Origin of the sequence: Paenibacillus solani (genome assembly GCF_050475945.1) — a bacterium.
Classification (GTDB): Bacteria; Bacillota; Bacilli; order Paenibacillales; family Paenibacillaceae; genus Paenibacillus_AQ; species Paenibacillus_AQ solani_A.
Genome location: NZ_JBCMXJ010000009.1, coordinates 21,358 through 36,967, shown reverse-complemented (window position 1 = coordinate 36,967; position 15,610 = coordinate 21,358). Strand labels below are relative to the sequence as shown.

Genomic DNA, 15,610 nt, shown 5'->3' with positions numbered 1-15,610 from the left:
GGAGGAAGATAAAAGATGCTTTATACGCAGCAAGAAGTAGAGGCTCATCTGGAAAAGCTTGAGGGTTGGGAATTTGAACAAGGAAGATGGATTATACGAAAGTATACCTTTTCCTCCTTCATGAAGGGAATCGCTTTTGTTGATGAAGTGGCAGCTATTTCGGAAGCTTTCGGACATCACCCCTACATCACAATAGATTATAAAGTCGTTACCCTGCGTCTTACCTCATGGGACGACGGTGGAATTACGGCCGTGGATATCAAGGAAGCGCAGCAGTTTAATGAAGTATATGAGAAAAGCCGCTCCAATGACGGCCCATCGGCGTAATAGACGGGGAGCGATCCTGTGACCTAAGATTCTAAAATATGAAAAACACGCTTGTGCCCGGAAGAATGACCAGGTTCAAGCGTGTTTTTGGCGTTATAAGCTGATTTATTTTTTCTCCGCAAGGTAAAGCGCGATGTTTGCGATTTCTTCAGGCTTGAGTTGATCTTTAAAGGAAGGCATTCCCTTACGACCTTTGGTCACCACGTTGAAGATCGCATCCGCATCCATATGTCCGCCTACTTGATTCAAAGCTGGTCCAACGCCGCCTTGAAGCTGGTCGCCGTGACAGCTAATGCAGCTAGCCTTCACTGTAGCCTCTGCTGCGCCCGCATCCAAAGTCACTTCCGGCATGGTCGGCTTCTCTTCCTGAGCTACCTGCTCCTTGCCTGGGAGCGTAAACATCAGCGTAACAGCCAACAAACATGCGACGAAGAACAATCCGCCCATGATCCATTTTTGCATCGTCATATCGTCCCTTTCTATGTATACTCCACTTTTGCACTTGTCTCCATTATAAACCAACATCGATAGACAGCATAGCCAGTTGTGACAAAAAAAGCAACGATCCACTGCTGCTTCATAAAAAGTACACAAAATTGTGCTTTTTCCTATAGACAAAAATACTATTCCTCATTAGGGGCTGCCTCATACACCATACAGTGAAAAAGAGCCTTTCCCGTCGGGGTAGCACGCTCGTATGTGTCAGTGATGGAGAAGCCCGCCTGCTCGTAGGCGCGAATCGCACGTACATTCCAGGTCATCACTTCCAGATCGATTTCATCAGTGGGACGTCTATGCACCGCTTCCGCTACAATAGCTTCCATGAACCGTTTACCCATTCCATGACCACACCAATCAGGCCGCATGCCAAGTCCGATTCGTGTAACTTCATGCATAGGAAACAGCTGGGCGAACCCCCAGAGTGATCCCTTGTCATCAAGGACGGATATGTACTGCTCCTGGCGAATATTTGCATCTCCAAACTCTATTTCCAATCCCTTCATTTGCTCCCAGGGAAGAAAGCCGTAGATATTGTAAGGAGGGGGATAAACCCATGAGCATATCATCTTTGAATGTTCTTCTGTCATGATAACGGTTCGGAAAGAAGTTGGTGTTATGTCCATATCCGTGATCCTCCTTAACTGATCTATGGAAGGTATAACCTGCACTCATTTTTTATATAAGAGCAGTGTATCAGACAATAAGTGGTGTCTACAATCAAGGGCATTTGCTAAGGGGGATTTGAGTTTATCAATTTTTTTCCACTAGGGTGTTTGATGACTGAGGGGGAGGGTAAATAAAGAATAAGAGGTTTATCCCATAGTAATTTCTCAATCTTAAAAAAGAATGTATATTTTTTTGTGGGAAGTGGAAACTTTTTTGCAACATCAAACGTTATAGAGGTATAGACAGCAAGAAGACAAAAGAAAAAGCCGCTGGATGAGATCGGCACAATCTCATTTACCAGGGCTTCATGTAAGTACTTAAGAACAAGTTCATAAAATTTAATTGTAGTTCGCAGCTACAGATTTATACGTACTTTGACTCATGACTCTTTTGGCACCTACGTAACGCTTGGCATAGTAGCTCTGACTTAACGGACTGATCATTACACCGCGCGAAGTTGAGGAATGAGCGAACTTGCCATCTCCTACATAAACACCTACATGGGATATCCCTCTTCCGGACGTATTGAAGAATACCAGATCGCCAGCTTTCAGATTACTCTTGGATACTGCGGTACCTACTTTGTATTGGGCAGTAGACGTACGCGGCAAGCTTAGACCAAGTTTCTTGTAGACATAGCTGGTGAAACCGGAGCAGTCGAAACCACTTGTTGTAGTCCCACCTGTTTTATAAGAGACACCAATGACTGGTTTGATTGCAGTATTTAATTTAGAATCGGCGAAAGCGCTTCCGGTCCCTAATGTGAGTGCAAGTGCCAGGCCTAAAGATACGGCCGCTAGCTTCTTTTTCAAAACAAAGTGCTCCTTCCATTGCCTGCGAGGTTAGCTTAAGGGTTCGGTTGAAGGTCCCCTATGATCCCTCTCTTGCGAGATCAATTCACCCAAAACGGATCCCCCGCTTCCCAATTCATATGGGAATTCGGCTCCTTAAAATGTTGATGAACCCATTCATTGACGTTTGATGTTCCAACATCGTTAACAAAATTACATAGTTACAGCAAAAGGTTACAGTAAAGATGACAAAGTTGTTACTAACATATTCGTTATTTTAGCAGAGTATTAACAATTTGGCAAACGAGGAAGTGTCTATTTCTAAACAAAAAACCTGTCCCGGACGTCCGGAAACAGGTTTTTTTGTGATTTGGCTCTTATAAATTGTTATATAGAGGAAAAATCACCTCTTAAAATTTGTAAATTTATAGCGATGAAGAAGATATAAGTTTCGGATGACAACATATAATCGACATGTTAGGAACACACCTGGAATGATTTAGGGAGAATCCAAGGTTGCATCTTTCCATACATGATATTGAGCGGAAATTACCCAAATTTGGAACAACCCATTTAAGAAATAGGAGGCCTGCTGAATGATTAAGCCGATCAGACCTGCCCAGAAAATAGAGGCCGAGCTTAGGAGCAGAAGGATGACAAAGGCCGATCCTCCAATGGAGATGGATAACAACACTGCTGTACCCGACCGGCGGACGAGGGCGAGCATAGAGCTAATCATACCCGACTCACTCGTAAGACCGAATTGTATATAAAGCAAGAGCAGGCGAATCAAATAGGCAAACAGGAACCAGCCTGCCGCATAGGGCAGAGCATGAAGCAGCAAAATGGGCTCTTTGACACCGCTCAGTAATATAGGAAGAACTTTGGGAAGTATCCAGTAACCAGGCACGAAGGTGAGAATGAGCTCGACAACATAGAAGAGAGCCACTGGTTTCCATAATTTCCGCATGCCGATGAAAAAGAACAACCCCCGTTCGCCCTTGGCCTCCTGGTGAAGATTATAGAAGATACCCGCCCGAATAAGCGGCGTGAGGATCATCCGAATCAGGAGCAACCCGGCTAGAAGCCATCCATAGGTGTGGACCGTGTTGCTTAGAGATAAACTCATCTCCCCTTCATAGAAGAATAATAGGCGGCTTAGCTCATTAGGAGCGGAATCCGGATATCGCATCAACAGGGGCACGACCGCCGATTTAACAAGTCGATATAAGCAGTATCCCCACAGCAACCGGTATAAGAACAGTAGAATGGAGACGTATAACTGATCTTTAACACTGATCCACCCCTGGCTTGCATAACTTTTCATACGCTCCCCCCTCACCATGACAGGCTGCTAAACAGCGTTTCCACAAGTTTGGCAATGCTGAGATTCCAGCGTGTAACCACCTTTGGATCCATTTGTGCCTTCATAAAGTTATTGATATGTTTGTTCTCCAGGACGATGGAGTATTTCGGATCAACCATAGCCCAGGCAAGCGGAGTGCTGTACTCCAAGGTGTAGGTTACTTTACCGTTCTTGCCGCTCCAGGTACGTTCCACGGTTTTGCCATCCTCAAAAGCGAACACGATAGGTACATTGGTGATATCTCCATCCTTGCTCGTAATTTTGACCGTCGATTCATAGCGGGGTTGATCCGCTGAGCCTGTATTTTTGGTTTTGATCACATCAATGGCGACATCGGCCATTTGGCTTCCATATACATATTGGTCAAAATACGATTGCCAGGAGGTCTTGCTCACTTGCTCCACGACTTTTTGGAAGTCGGATGTAGTTGGATGCTTGAAGCGGTATTTCTGGGCATAGGTGTATAGAATCTTCTCCATCTTCTGAGGTCCGACCAGTCGTTCGATACCTTGCAGCACCAGTTTCCCCCGCGTGTAAACATTCAGCGCGTAATGTTCATGAGAATTGTATTTCCAGGATTCCATTTTCAGTGGTGCAGGAGAGGTAATCGACGCTCCTTGAGCAGCGGTGTTCGAGGTAATGCCGTATTCCTTCTCCATTACTCTCTCTTCTGCATAGGTTGCAAAGGCCTCGTCCAGCCATGCTTCTTCAAATTCATTACTTGCAACCATGCCGTAAAAATACTGATGGGCGATCTCATGGATAACCGTCCGTTCCAGCTCATATCCCGGAGAATCATTCTTGGCGCCAAAGGCCGTGATCAATGTAGGGTATTCCATACCGCCCGCGCCGTTGCCCGACGCTGGCGGAACGACAATCGATAACGTGGAATAAGGATAGGTCCCGTACCATTTTCCAAACGAAGCGAGCGCCGACTGGGCAGCATCAAAATAACGGTCCTTTAAGTCTTTGTGCAAGGGGTCCAGATACAGCTTGATGCGGACGCCCGGCACGCCTGGAGCAGAGAACGCTTCTTCTGCCGTGATAAAGTTAGGCGAGGCTGACCAGGCGAAATCATGTACATCATCAGCATAGAAATGATAAATATGTTCTCCGCCTGACTTCTGGATAGGTTTGGTCGGGAAACCGGTGGCGGCTACGATATAGTTGTCAGGGACCCGAATGCGGACGCTGTAAATGCCGAAGTTGGAATAAAACTCGGAGTTGCCATGATATTGGTGGAGATTCCACCCTTCCTCGGCTCTTCCGCGAAGACCAACCGGTTCATAGACTGAAATTTTAGGAAACCATTGGCCTGCCATAATAAAATTATCTGTGGACCCCATGCGTGCGAATATTTTGGGGAGCTCCACTTCAAACTCCATATTAATTGTAATACTTTCTCCGCCTTTGATAGGTTTGGGTAATCGGAGTTTGGCAAGGCTGCGGTCCTTAATGTTGCCGTCATCGGGCTGGACGAATTGAAGACGATGAGTCAGGACCATACCTTCGGTTGTTTTCACGCTAGTAATGGTCATGGATCCGTATCCATCCGCTGGCATCGGGTCCGAGCGAAGTCTTCCGCCAGACTCTTTCATAAAGGTCGTTTCATTCGAAGCAAAAGCATTGGGATACAGGTGAAAGTACAGCTCATTTACACTTTTTTTGCCTGGGTGAGTCCAAGTGAGTGTCTGTTTTCCCTTCAGTTTGTTCTCCTCGGGCTCGTACCGAACATCCATATGATATTCCACCTGCCTGTCGCTTAAGGCCGGAGCCGGATGTGCAGGCTGTGCTTTAGGCGGTGAGAGCGGAGCCTTCTCGACGGCAGAGACAGGGGGCTTGCCCATATTCGGAGCAAGCACAGACGCTGAGGACCCCGGATTTAGAAATATCGGCATCGATCCTGCAAGCAAGCCTATGGCTAGCAAGGATGATAGAAAGACTTTGGCACGTGGTGGGACCATAATCGAACAACCTCCCGTTGACAAGCATCTAGTGCATGTATATGTTTGCTTTTGGAGGATTATTAGTTAAAATAAAATTAATGGGACAAAGGTTAACAATTCAGCAGCCGATAAGTTCGAATCGGCTCTTATATAGGAGGTCGGCAGCAGTGGAGAACGGAGAACAGAAGCAAGGTGCCAAAAAGCCAATTGCTTTGAATATTATTAATAGTAAAAGTAAGCATAAAGGATTTGGCTCAGGCTCCATCGATCTGAACAGTTTGTCGCCAGTCATAATTGATCAAGGCGAGGCAAGAGTTGATATTGGAGCCATGCATGCGAAGAGCAAGGTAGAGAAGGGGATCCGGTTCAGCATGAATCGGGATGAAGTGCCTAACGGACGCCAAGTCTGGATCGTATGGGTGGCTGTGGATCGTACCGCCGAAGGGCAGCATTATGCAGGCATGACCGCATGCGAAATGTGGATTGACCAGGAGGCCCGCCGTGGATGGAAGATTCTCGCCGATCATGTGAATAAAATGGATGCCGCGATGAAACGTAAGATCATTCTGGACGGTTTAGGCGACGTAGAGAAGAAAGCTCTGCGCGAGCTGTTGATCTCACGCAACGAGGAATGGTGGAATGCTTCGCCTGAAGAGTTCAAGCAAGCACTTCAGACAGCGGAATAATTTTAGGCAGATCATAAACCGCATATAGAACAGGCAGGATTCGCATATCGAATCCTGCCTGTTTTTTTTGGGGAATTATCGAACGGCCAGCTGAATCGCCTATCTAAGCGCAGCCCTTCATGACGAAACTCTTTAGAAAGGAAGGGTATAGGTGTATTTCTCGCTTTTTCCTAAAACCGGGTTCTTGAAGTCGAAATGAAGCTTACCGCTGGTATACCCTGTATAGGTCAATCCGTCTCCGAAATAGCCGACCTCATTCGATGGATACTCTTCAATCATCTTTTGGCTCTCTTCATCCACAATTTCAGGATAAATCAACTCGGCCTTATTCGCCGAAGGATGCACAGCATACAGCACGGCTTGTTTATACGAGCGCACGAGCAGGAAGTCCGCTTCAATGGCCTCTACAACAAAATGGTCATCCACGCCTGTGAGCGCAGCCAGATCATATGTTTTAACGGTTTTCCCGGTCGGATGAACCAGCTCCAGCGTGCTGCCGTTCATCATGGCAATCAGACCTTTATAGCCGAGCTGATCCTTATTGTAGTTAATTCCGGCAAAATTGGAGTGAGTGGTTTTCGTTTGTTTCAAGATTTTGTTGTCCCGAATGAGCAGCCGGTATCTTCCTTCGTGAATATGAGGCTCGCCGTAGTAATTGGACAAGTTGAGAACATAGGTGCTGGAATTGACCTGATGTGCATTTAAGGTGACGATATCCATATCCTCAACTGGCACTGTGCCTACTTGAACAGGTGTTGTCCCGGCTTTACCCATGGATAGCATCCCGTTCTCTTTATTCAGCCAGAACAGCATATTGGCTTGGGAAGTGGCGGCATAGCTTGACCAAGAATTAAAGGTCGTTCGCAGACCGGATTTACTGTCATACTTCAGCGGTATACCGAAGGCCTTCGTAATCAGACTGGCCGGAACGTAAGTCACACCTTTCTTCACCACCGGAGGTGCCTCGAGCTTTAGAGCAGTTCCCTTGGCAGGGACAGCCCGCGATTGTCCAATGATGATGCGGACAGATTGCGTAGGACTGTTAATATACAGATCATGTTTACCCGAAACCGTCAGCTGCAGCTGGAGCTGCTCTGAAACTTCTTTCAGTGGAATGAATACGACGCCTTTATTCAAATAAGGTTTATGCTTTACATCCAGCACACTCCATGTCGTCTTGCTCTGTGACGCGGAGGAGGCTGCTGCGTGAGCAGGAATCGTACTAAAAGATGAAGACGTGAGCATTAATGTCATGGCTAGGGAAGCGGTACCTGCGATTTTGATGAGTTGCCTGGATTTCATGTCATTTCCTCCTTCTTGTTTTCAGTCTCGCTTATATAAACGACTATAAAATGGGAAATGTTTCATCAAAACACGATATCAGGTAAAAAAATGACCGCAGTAAACCAGGTGTCGAAAAAATTAGAGCCGTGGTCGAATGCTGGTCAGCATCAGAAATTCCTTCCATTTCATAACAGTCCAACTTATACTATTAGCAAAAAGATGTAAATTCGTGATGAGGGATACCTGCGGCTCAAATCTTCCAACAGCTCAGGCATCTTGTTGTGGGCCAAGCGTTTCGTTTCGAATGTGAACATGTTCTAATACCTATCCTTCAATTTGCAGATGCGTATAACTAAGGGGGCCGGAGTATGACTTGTCCAATATGCCGATATGAAACTGAAGATGGAAAGTATTGCAAAAAGTGCGGGGCAAGACTAATAACACAGGACACTTCCGTAATACCCGCCCTGCCAGAGCAAGGAGCAGCGCCTCAAATCCATCGTGTCAGGCAAAATGTCAGCGGCAGAGGCGAGAGGCCCCAGGTATCCGGGGACGAATCTGTTCTGCCTATGTACACACCGCCGGATATCCCGGTCCTTACGGCAAGCCGGCAGTATTCAGAGGAGGCAGTTAAAGCGAATCCTTATTGGACCAGCTTGAAATTGTACGGACAGCTATACGGAGATTATTTTCTCAAAGGGTTAAGACATCCTTTCCGTGCAGCTGCCGCAATCGAAAAGAGTCAGTTTCTATATGCGATCGTATCCATGATGCTTTACGTCTTGCTCTTACCGCTCGCGATGTACGCTGCGACTCAGCATGAATGGGGAGGAGTTTCTCAAGGCACATTCGCGGATCACTTCCTGAAGCCCGTCATGTCGATTTCGATATTTGTAATCTTGCTGAATCTCTTTATCTTCGCTGCAATCAAGCTGTCGTTTAACCCCGCTGTGAAGCTCAAAGAAGTCATGACGCGGTTTGGCTCGATGCTGCCCGTATTCATTGTCCTGTATGTGGTCAGCTTTATATGCTTGATTATGAATGGCAATATCTCGAAGATGATTATCCTTCTAACGTTCATATGCACGGTGATGACCGTACCGTTATTTGTTATGACCAGCTATAAGAGAAGAGTGACTGGCGGCCTTGACCCCATGTATGCGATCCTACTGGTATATGCCGCATCGATGCTGGTGCTTTCGCTTATGGGCAGTTCCGTGATTGAATCTATATTTGCTCCTCTATAAGGAAACTTAATATGTATAATGAAAAAAACAGCAGGCTCCTGCGGGTAAGACCCGAAACAGGAGCTTGCTGTTTTTAGGGGGCGACCATGGCGGGATCTCCCGGCTTTACTCGACCCACCACCGTTTGAAATCCTTCCACCAGGAGCGTTCTTCCTGTTTTTCGGTGGACTCGGCAGGTTCTTCCTTCTTCGCGGGTTCACCGTTTCCGTGTTCATCACAATACTCGGTAGGCTCCGTGCCCTTTACAAAGACCTCCAGTATCTTGTCTGGACAGTCTGCACCTGCAAGCTTGCCGGTCTTTGGATCAACATAAGTACTGATGACCTGATTCGGAATCGGAAAAATTTTGGGTGGCACATTCTCCAAGGCTTTCTCCGTATACTGTGCGAAGATGGGTGCTGCCCGGCGTCCATCGATTTTGTTGATTTCTCGTCCCTTGTCATATCCAACCCATACGGCCGTCGACAGTTCGGGAGTATAACCCACGAGCCAGGCATCTGTGTCGGTCGTCCCTGTCTTTCCGGCAACCGGACGTTTCATCAGAGAAGATACGCGGTTGCCTGTGCCGCCTGTCTCGAATACTCCCTCCATCATGCGAGTCATCACGTAAGCTGCTGCAGGCTCCACCACTTGTTCGCCTGTATCATCGGGAGCCGTATACAATATGCGGCCGGCAGCATCTGTAATGCTCAGCACGGCAACAGGGGGAACACGCTTCCCGTTGTTGGCCATCACGGCATAAGCAGAGGCCATTTCCAGCGGGCTGATGGGCGAGGTCCCCAGAGCAAGGGAAGGAACGGGCTCCAGTGGGCTGGTAATGCCCATCTTCTTCGCCATATCGGCGACTTTCTCGGGACCGATCTTCATTATCGTATTCACGGCGTATATATTATCCGAGGCAGCAATGGCCTCACGCATGGGGATTTCCCCTAAATATTTATCGCCGAAGTTGCTGGGCTGGTAAGTCTTTCGGTTGTTATCGTAATGAAACAGCGTAGGCTGGCTGTTAAATACGCTGGTGCTCGTCATATCTTTGGATGCAATAGCCGTCAAGTACATAATAGGTTTAAACGATGAGCCAGGCTGCCTCGTTCTAGCTAAAGCATGATTATATTGATTCTCCCGGTAGTTCTTTCCGCCAACCAAGGCTTTGATGTGGCCGTTTCGGGGATCGATGGATACGAGGGCCGTCTCCAGCTCGCTCTTGCTGTCCATGCCCCCGGCAACCGCTTCTTCGGCTGCTTTCTGAGCCTGCGGGTCCAGCGTCGTATAGATGTTAAGTCCGCCTTGTTCGAGCTGCTGCTCTGTTATATTCAGCTGTTTGGTGACAAGTCCTCGGACATAGTCCCGGAAATAGGAAGCAATCACCTTGTTCTCCTGTCGGTCTTGCGGGAGCAGAGCGAGCTTGGTCGATGTGGCTTTTTTCGCCTCGGCCTCCGTGATGAATCCGGTCTCTGCCATGGCATTCAGGACAATATGCTGCCTTTTGATGGCGTTGTCCATATGATTGTAAGGCGAGTAATATGTAGGCCCTTTCGGAATGCCGGCTAGCATTGCACTTTCGGCTAGGGTCAGATTCTTCGCCGACTTGCCGAAGTAAAGCAGGGATGCCGATTCAATGCCATAAGCCCCGTGGCCGTAATAGATTTCGTTCAGATACATTTCAAGAATTTGGTCTTTCGTATATTTCATCTCAAGCTGGGCGGTGAATTTGGCCTCCTTGAGTTTGCGAGTCCACGTTTTTTCATGAGACAGGTATAGGTTTCGCGCGAGCTGCTGGGTTAATGTGCTTGCTCCCTGTTTGCGGTCCATATGCTGCAGATTGACCAGGAGAGCCCTAGCCATACCTTTTATATCAAAACCCGGATGATCATAAAATTTCCGGTCTTCGACCGCCAGAGTGGCCTGAACCAGAGAAGGCGATATATTGGCCAAGCTTACTTGTTCAGAGGTGTGTCCGGTGGCAGAGAAGGTAGCTATAAGGTCACCTCGGCTATCAAGCAGACGAGAGTAGCGGGATGTTTCCGCAACAGGCAGTGGTGTAATAAATAGGTAGGCGAGCAGAATGCCGCCAGCGATGATGGAAACACAGAGGAGTGTGAACAAAAATGCAGTGAGCCGGACGAAACGACGTTTGCGCTTGGTTGATTTTTTGTGTCCCGGCATCTGAGTTCTCCTTCCAATCCTTTTTGTATAAAAAAGCAGGGCTGCACACAGTCAGGCACGGAGGGAAATCCGCCGCCCTTATTTTCCTTTCTTTTCTATATAGTATGGGATTTCAGAGAGTAGGATATTCATCGAAGAGGGGATGTTTTGGTGATCGTTCGTCTAGGCGGCAACTTTTGGTTGCATTTTGGGCTTGATTTAATATAATACAATTTGTTTGGTACAATAGGAAAAGTGTGAAACTGTAAGCTAAAGGCACCTGCCCCGAATAAAGTTTTACGGCTTGGATCTGGACGGCTGAACATTATTCTAGCGGAAAGAAGGTAGAGACGATGGAATTATGGTACACAGAGAAGCAAACCCCGACTTTTGGTATTACGGCTAAAATCCGGGAAACGTTTGTACATGAGAAGACGGAGTTTCAACAACTGGATATGATCGATACCGAGGAATTCGGGCGCATGCTCGTTCTAGACGGGATGGTTATGACTACAATTAAGGATGAATTCGTCTATCATGAGATGGTCGCTCACCCTGCGCTAAACACGCATCCAAATCCGAAGAAGGTACTTGTTGTCGGCGGCGGTGACGGCGGTGTCATTCGTGAAGTGATCAAGCACCCGGGCGTAGAGAAGGCTGTGCTTGTTGAGATTGACGGAAAAGTAATTGAATACTCCAAACAGTACCTCCCTGAGATCGCGGGTAAACTGGACGATCCGAAGGTTGAAGTGCTGGTTAATGACGGATATATGCATATTATTGAGCATAAGAATGAATACGACGTGATTATGGTGGATTCCACCGAGCCTGTTGGCCCGGCTGCTCCATTGTTTGAACGCGGATTCTACCAAGGCATCTATGAGGCGCTGAAGGAAGACGGTATTTTCGTAGCGCAAACAGATAACCCTTGGTTTAAGGCAGACCTGATTCAGCAGGTTAACAAAGATGTGAAGGAAATCTTCCCGATCGTACGCGTATATGGAGCCAACATTCCAACTTACCCGAGCGGTCTGTGGACCTTTACGATGGGCAGCAAAACGTATGATCCGCTTGAAGTGGATGAGTCCAAGATTGATGAGATGGATACAAAATACTATTCGCCTCGCCTGCACAAAGCTGCATTCGTGCTGCCTAAATTTGTTGAAGACCTGGTGAAATAAGGAGGAGCGTATAAACTGATGAAACTGGATCAAGGTTACTCCGGCAACGTGTTTATTTTGAGCTCCGAGGATTATGAAGGGTCCAAGGCGGTCATTTACGGCATGCCGATGGATTTCACGGTTAGTTACCGTCCCGGCTCCCGCTTCGGCCCGGCTCGTATTCGCCAGGCGTCCGTAGGCTTGGAGGAATACAGTCCGTACTTGGATAAAAGTATCGAAGACATGACGTATTTCGATGCAGGCGACCTGATGCTGCCTTTCGGCAATGCCGGCCGCAGTCTTGATGTGATTGGCGATTATGTAGGCAAGCTGCTGGATGACGGGAAATTCCCGATCGGGCTTGGCGGCGAGCACCTCGTATCCTGGCCGATTATTCAGAAGGTGTATGAGAAGTATCCTGATCTCATTCTGATCCATATTGATGCCCATGCTGACCTGCGCGAGCATTATGAGGGAGAGCCATTGTCCCACTCCACGCCGGTCCGCAAAGCGGCGGGTATTATGGGCGGCAAAAATATTTATCAGTTCGGTATCCGTTCCGGCTCCCGCGAGGAGTTCCAGTATGGACGCGAGAACATCAATTTCTATCCGTTCGAAGTGGCGGCTCCTCTTAAGGAAGCCCTGCCTTCCATGGGTAATCGTCCGGTCTACGTTACTATCGACATCGATGTGCTTGATCCTTCAGCAGCACCGGGTACCGGTACAGCTGAAGCCGGTGGCATCACGTCGAAGGAACTGCTGGAGGCGGTACACCTCATTGCGGCTTCTGATGTGAATGTTGTAGGCTGTGATCTCGTGGAAGTGGCGCCGATCTATGATCCGACGGAGCAGACCCAGATTGTGGCTGCGAAGCTGATTCGTGAGATGTTGTTGGGATTCGTTAAGTAGTCCACCCACCCAAACCCTCCCTGCCAGGGAGGGCCCCAAGGGCGCTGCCCTCTGGACACCCGGAATGTTGGTGCTCGGCGTTGGTGTGAGGATGGGAGCGGGGCTGGTGCTTGTGCCCGGCCATCCTCGTCCTCCCCTGCGGGGACGTCCTCGTGGCCTTGGGTGCGACTCGTGTGCAGCCGCAGTTTCACCTCGCGGCTGCTACTGAAAAAGCAAGCCTTCCCTACCTAAGCCTAACGGCTATCGGGGATGGCTGCTTTTTCGCGTGGGCGCCTGTCAGCCGCGGCTTCACCCCGCGGCTGGATTGAAAAAGCAAGCCCTCCCTACCTAAGCCTGCGGCTATCGGGGCTGGGCTGCTTTTTCGTGTGCGGGTGTGCAGCCGTTGCTTCGCCCTCGGCTGTAAAGAAAAAGGAAGCATCCCTTGTCTAAGCCTAACGGCTATCGGGGGATGCTTCCTTTTTTTTATTTCAGGGCGATATCGAATGCGGAGCCAGGGGCGCCGGCAAATACTACGGCTCCATTAGCCGGGAGTTTTACCTCGTTAGAGCCGCTGATTAAGCTGTAGTTAACTGCCGTGCCTGCCTCGTCATATACAACGAATGCGCCTTGGGCTGGCAGGGCTACGGTCATCGTCTTGCCTGCAGATTGTTTCGGGATGGTATACCATTTCGCATAGCCGTCGGCTTGCAGAGTAACGGTAGATTTTTTTCCTTTATACAGCGGCTTTACATTCTTGCCGCTTACAAACAGGGAACCTGCAGCTTCGAGATATTCTACGCCTTTTTCCTTATAGAAATGGAATTCGGATGTATCGCGGCCGGCCATAGCCGGAATCTGATGCTGGCTTACAGCGGTATCCGCATCGATGATCTTCTTCTCGCTCGTATAGCCTTCCAGGCCGTTCTTGCTGCTAATCACCACGGTCGGTTTCGTGATAAGGTACATGAGCGATGTGAATTTCTCGTTTAACGGATAGAACGTTTCACCTTCACGCTTGTTCCAAGCAGCGGCGATGTCATTGGACAGAGGGTTCGCTTCCAATTTCTCGGCAGTATAATGGGATAACGCTATCTGTCCCAATCCAGGCATGGACATATATTGTCTTACCCATATATAGATGCGGTCATTACTTTCTTTGACGAAGCTGACCTTGGCGCTGCCATCTGGACTGACAAACGTTCCATCGGCTGTATATACATATTTCTCAGCAGGGTACTCCGGCATCATCGGTACGGTAATGGTCAGGTCGCCGTTCTTGATGTCGACTTTCATCTGCTGACCCGTCGCTCCATAGTAACCGGCAAATTGTGCGATGTCGTTTGGCATATCGGCCCTAATCGGTTCGCCGAATGATTTGTCTGGCTTGATTTCCTTGATCTCGCCTTTTTGCTTGAGTGCATTTAGCAGAATATCGTTGGCAAGCAGTTGGTTGGTTAAGCTGGAACCACCGGAAGATAACACGGCAGCGGCCATGTTTTGCTCAGGCAGAACAACGAGTGAAGCGTGATTCAGAATGGTATCGCCGCCTTTGGTTACAGCTTTCATATCATATTGATTAAAAGGGTACAGTCTTACGCTGTCCCAGCCAAGGCCGTAATCGAACGAGTTATCAGCATCTTCGGGCCACAGTCCCTTTTTATATTCCTCTTGCTCCATGGCTTTAACGGATTTGTCGGATAGGATGCCTTTCGCCTCTCCGGTGAAGATCTGCGCGAATTGCACCAGGTCTTCCGCCGTAGAATAGATGCCGCCGGTTCCGATCACGTTGACGGTTTCGTTAGGCAGTTGCCCTTGATATGTAGGGAAGTACAGGCCTGCCATTTCGTTTGACTTTAAAGTATCCTGAGATGTCTTGGTGTGATCCATATCAAGCGGCTCGGTAAAATTTTGATGAATGAATGCGGTAAAATCCTTGCCACTTACTTTCTCTACCAGAATCTCTGCAAGTGTGAAGCCATCGTTACAGTAGACCGAGAATGCACCTGGGTCTGCTTTCAGGTTCTGGGTGGACAGCTGCTTCAGCAGCGTATCATGTGCATGAGAATCATTGTCTTCGAACAGGAAAGCATTATTCAAGCTTGAGCCTTGCAGTCCGGAGGAATGGTTGAGCAGCATGCGCGGTGTGATTTTGGTATAGCGCTCATCTTTCATCTTGAATTCCGGTATGTACTGAACCAGAGGCGTATCCAGATTGATTTTTCCTTCATCTACTAATTTCATAACCGCAGCGGCGGTGAATACTTTACTTGTGGAGCCGATGCCGTACATCGTATCTTTTGTCAACGGGATCTTTCCTTCGATATCATTGACGCCTGCTTGCCCAGATACGGTAATTTGACCGTGGTCGATGAGGGCATATTGCACGCTAGTTGTCCCATACGTCTCGGTGAGCAGCTTCGCTTTTTCTGCGGCGGTTTTCTGCAGATCCTGGTTCGCAGCGGCAACATGGCTGTTATCTGCTGCCATGACGCTGGATGGAAGAACCAGTGTGACTGCCAGAAGGGCGGTGAGAAATCTTGATCGTCTTTTCCTCAATTAATCATTACCTCCTTATGGTGAATGTAATAGTTAGTACGTTTTAC

Annotated in this window: 13 protein-coding genes and 1 riboswitch; of the genes, 5 read left to right on the top strand and 8 right to left on the bottom strand. The window is 48.2% G+C overall.

Annotated features, from left to right (window positions below; all coding sequences use genetic code 11):
• The first annotated feature begins 15 nt into the window (after positions 1-15).
• Entirely contained in the window at positions 16-327 is a 312-nt protein-coding gene (locus ABEQ74_RS11135) for a 4a-hydroxytetrahydrobiopterin dehydratase (protein ID WP_430122249.1), read from the top strand.
• A gap of 105 nt (positions 328-432) precedes the next feature.
• On the opposite strand, the gene ABEQ74_RS11130 is transcribed toward ABEQ74_RS11135, so the two are convergent.
• The 5 genes from ABEQ74_RS11130 to ABEQ74_RS11110 all read right to left on the bottom strand — a co-directional run bounded on the left by ABEQ74_RS11130 (position 433) and on the right by ABEQ74_RS11110 (position 5,615).
• Positions 433-789, bottom strand: coding sequence for a c-type cytochrome (locus ABEQ74_RS11130; protein ID WP_430122248.1), 357 nt, complete (start codon positions 787-789; stop codon positions 433-435).
• Positions 790-950: 161 nt separating this feature from the next.
• Entirely contained in the window at positions 951-1,460 is a 510-nt protein-coding gene (locus ABEQ74_RS11125) for a GNAT family N-acetyltransferase (RefSeq protein ID WP_430122263.1), read from the bottom strand.
• A 372-nt stretch (positions 1,461-1,832) separates the two neighbouring features.
• On the bottom strand, positions 1,833-2,306 hold the full coding sequence (locus tag ABEQ74_RS11120) for a C40 family peptidase (protein ID WP_430122247.1): 474 nt from the start codon (positions 2,304-2,306) through the stop codon (positions 1,833-1,835).
• Between the two features lie 4 nt (positions 2,307-2,310).
• Positions 2,311-2,449, bottom strand: a riboswitch (cyclic di-AMP (ydaO/yuaA leader).
• Between the two features lie 335 nt (positions 2,450-2,784).
• Positions 2,785-3,612: a hypothetical protein gene (locus ABEQ74_RS11115; protein WP_430122246.1), complete on the bottom strand. Its 828-nt coding sequence runs from the start codon at positions 3,610-3,612 to the stop codon at positions 2,785-2,787.
• Between the two features lie 11 nt (positions 3,613-3,623).
• Positions 3,624-5,615 carry a M1 family metallopeptidase gene (locus ABEQ74_RS11110; RefSeq protein ID WP_430122245.1) on the bottom strand — a complete coding sequence of 664 codons (1,992 nt, stop codon included), beginning with the start codon at positions 5,613-5,615 and terminating at the stop codon, positions 3,624-3,626.
• Positions 5,616-5,764: 149 nt separating this feature from the next.
• Between ABEQ74_RS11110 and ABEQ74_RS11105 the strand changes: the two genes are divergently transcribed.
• Positions 5,765-6,283, top strand: a complete 519-nt coding sequence (locus ABEQ74_RS11105) for a YwhD family protein (protein ID WP_430122244.1) — start codon at positions 5,765-5,767, stop codon at positions 6,281-6,283.
• Between the two features lie 132 nt (positions 6,284-6,415).
• On the opposite strand, the gene ABEQ74_RS11100 is transcribed toward ABEQ74_RS11105, so the two are convergent.
• Complete coding sequence (locus ABEQ74_RS11100) at positions 6,416-7,585, bottom strand: stalk domain-containing protein (RefSeq protein ID WP_430122243.1); 1,170 nt, start codon at positions 7,583-7,585, stop codon at positions 6,416-6,418.
• Positions 7,586-7,935: 350 nt separating this feature from the next.
• Here ABEQ74_RS11100 and ABEQ74_RS11095 point away from each other — a divergent pair, with 350 nt between their 5' ends.
• Positions 7,936-8,814, top strand: coding sequence for a hypothetical protein (locus tag ABEQ74_RS11095; RefSeq protein ID WP_430122242.1), 879 nt, complete (start codon positions 7,936-7,938; stop codon positions 8,812-8,814).
• Between the two features lie 105 nt (positions 8,815-8,919).
• On the opposite strand, the gene ABEQ74_RS11090 is transcribed toward ABEQ74_RS11095, so the two are convergent.
• A complete protein-coding gene (locus ABEQ74_RS11090) occupies positions 8,920-10,980 on the bottom strand; it encodes a transglycosylase domain-containing protein (protein WP_430122241.1) in 2,061 nt (686 codons plus the stop codon).
• 332 nt (positions 10,981-11,312) lie between these two features.
• On the opposite strand from ABEQ74_RS11090, the gene speE reads away from it, so the two are divergent.
• Positions 11,313-12,140: a polyamine aminopropyltransferase gene (gene speE / locus ABEQ74_RS11085; protein ID WP_053490655.1), complete on the top strand. Its 828-nt coding sequence runs from the start codon at positions 11,313-11,315 to the stop codon at positions 12,138-12,140.
• A gap of 18 nt (positions 12,141-12,158) precedes the next feature.
• Positions 12,159-13,028: an agmatinase gene (gene speB / locus ABEQ74_RS11080; protein ID WP_430122240.1), complete on the top strand. Its 870-nt coding sequence runs from the start codon at positions 12,159-12,161 to the stop codon at positions 13,026-13,028.
• Positions 13,029-13,490: 462 nt separating this feature from the next.
• Here speB and ABEQ74_RS11075 read toward each other — a convergent pair whose 3' ends face one another.
• Positions 13,491-15,563 (bottom strand): serine hydrolase domain-containing protein, encoded by a 2,073-nt coding sequence (locus tag ABEQ74_RS11075; protein WP_430122239.1) that lies wholly within the window; start codon positions 15,561-15,563, stop codon positions 13,491-13,493.
• Between the last annotated feature and the right edge of the window lie 47 nt (positions 15,564-15,610).

Excerpts from the sequence above, each read along its gene's own strand:
- speE (WP_053490655.1), top strand. The coding sequence starts at position 11,313 with ATGGAATTATGGTACACAGAGAAGCAAACCCCGACTTTTGGTATTACG.
- ABEQ74_RS11135 (WP_430122249.1), top strand. The coding sequence starts at position 16 with ATGCTTTATACGCAGCAAGAAGTAGAGGCTCATCTGGAAAAGCTTGAG.
- speB (WP_430122240.1), top strand. The coding sequence starts at position 12,159 with ATGAAACTGGATCAAGGTTACTCCGGCAACGTGTTTATTTTGAGCTCC.
- ABEQ74_RS11110 (WP_430122245.1), bottom strand. The coding sequence starts at position 5,615 with ATGGTCCCACCACGTGCCAAAGTCTTTCTATCATCCTTGCTAGCCATA.
- ABEQ74_RS11130 (WP_430122248.1), bottom strand. The coding sequence starts at position 789 with ATGCAAAAATGGATCATGGGCGGATTGTTCTTCGTCGCATGTTTGTTG.
- ABEQ74_RS11095 (WP_430122242.1), top strand. The coding sequence starts at position 7,936 with ATGACTTGTCCAATATGCCGATATGAAACTGAAGATGGAAAGTATTGC.
- ABEQ74_RS11090 (WP_430122241.1), bottom strand. The coding sequence starts at position 10,980 with ATGCCGGGACACAAAAAATCAACCAAGCGCAAACGTCGTTTCGTCCGG.
- ABEQ74_RS11115 (WP_430122246.1), bottom strand. The coding sequence starts at position 3,612 with ATGAAAAGTTATGCAAGCCAGGGGTGGATCAGTGTTAAAGATCAGTTA.
- ABEQ74_RS11100 (WP_430122243.1), bottom strand. The coding sequence starts at position 7,585 with ATGAAATCCAGGCAACTCATCAAAATCGCAGGTACCGCTTCCCTAGCC.